Here is a 1,507-nt window from a genome sequence, read left to right as displayed (position 1 = left end):
GCGGCTACCGAAGAGTGCGCGGACGGCGACGCCAGACCCGGTGTGCGCGAGTCCGGCCTGCGTGCTGTGTCCGGCGCCGACGCCACCGCGCTGCCGGCCGCCGTCCGTTCGCGCATGCGCGCGTCGCTGCGCCGCGAGGTCGACGGCAATGCCGCGACCAGCAGCGCCGCGGCGACGGCCGCGGCCGCGAGCAGCGCGCCCGCACGACGCGGCTTCATCGCTGCGCCTCCCGCGCAACCGCGGGGGACGCTGTCGCCGCGATCCTGGCGTCGGCATGGCGCACGACGGTTTCGCGCTTCAGGCGCTCGCGCAGCTCGGCGAAGGTGCGGCTCGCGGCCTGCTCGGCGATCGCGCGCGCGGCGAGATAGCGCACGGTTTCCGAGTCGGCCGGAAAGTAGCCGGTCTGCTGCACGTCGACGCGGACGATTTCCCAGTGCGCCGGCGCGTCGGCCGCGACCGGTTCGCGCACCGGCACGCCGTTGCGCCGCACCGGCTGGGCAAACACGAGCTCGGTGAACCAGTCGGCCTCGGCGCGGCGCGCGAGCCAGCCGAGCTCGCCGCCGCCCGTCGCGTCGGGTGCCAATGAATGGCGCCGCGCCAGTGCAGCGAAGTTGCTGCCGTCCTTGCGCAGCTGCGCGGCGACCTGCTGCGCGGCCGCTTCGTCGGCGACGCGGATGTGCCGCGCCTTGACGCGTTCGACGCGGCGGAACTGCTCGCGATGCGCCGCATACCACGCCGCGACCTGCGCCGGCGTGACCGCGCGCCGCAGGCCGTCGACGTAGGCATTGCTGTCGTGCGGGTCGGCGCCGACGCCGTAGTGGCTCGCGAGTCCCTGCGCGTACTCGCGATCGAGCAGGTTGCGCCGCAGCTCGGCGATCGCGGCATCGCCGGCTGCCGTGCGCGCCCAGTCCTGCACGAGCAGCGCGGCCACGCGCCGACGCGCCTCGGCGAGCAGGAAATCCGCATCGAGACGATGCAGCGTCAGGCGGCCCTGTACGTTCTGGCGCGCGTAGACGTCGGCGAGGCTCAGGCCGGCCTCGCGGCCGTCGAGACCGCGCCAGCGCTGCACGACCAGCGCCTGCGCCTTGCGCTGCGCGGCCGCGTCCAGCGCATAGTCGAGCCGCACCTGCGCCGGATCGCCGAGCACCTCGCGCAATTGCGCCGCCGTCGGCGGCGGCGTCGCGACGAGCACGTTCTGCAGTTCCGCGCCGGCGCCGACCCGCAGTGCTGTTTCGAGCGGCTCGCGATAGACCGCACGCAGCAACCCGGTCAGCTTGTCGTCGGCGGCGACCTCGGGGGCGAACGCGACATGCGCGTCGGGAAACAGCTGCTCGCGCGACAGATGCGCGGCCGCATACCGGGCGAGCGCGCGCTGCTCGACGACCTCGGCGAGCACCGCCGCGCTGCTGGCGGCGCGACCGTCGAGCGCCGCATAGCGCTGCAGCAGCGCGAGGCCGTTGCGGCCGATGCGCTCGCCGTCGACCTCGGCGACGGGCGCGTCCGCGCC

At 75.1% G+C, this 1,507-nt stretch carries 2 protein-coding genes; both read right to left on the bottom strand.

The window, feature by feature from the left end:
• A partial coding sequence (locus tag NON22_RS24190) for a hypothetical protein (protein ID WP_257389540.1) occupies nucleotides 1-218 on the bottom strand: 218 nt, incomplete at its 3' end.
• On the bottom strand, nucleotides 215-1,507 hold a 1,293-nt coding region (locus NON22_RS24185), incomplete at its 5' end, for a peptidyl-prolyl cis-trans isomerase (protein ID WP_257389539.1). The genes NON22_RS24190 and NON22_RS24185, both read right to left, overlap by 4 nt.

It is taken from the genome of Tahibacter caeni (genome assembly GCF_024609805.1).
GTDB lineage: Bacteria > Pseudomonadota > Gammaproteobacteria > Xanthomonadales > Rhodanobacteraceae > Tahibacter > Tahibacter caeni.
Note: the sequence above shows the minus strand (reverse complement) of the source record. Positions and strands in the feature narration are given on the sequence as shown.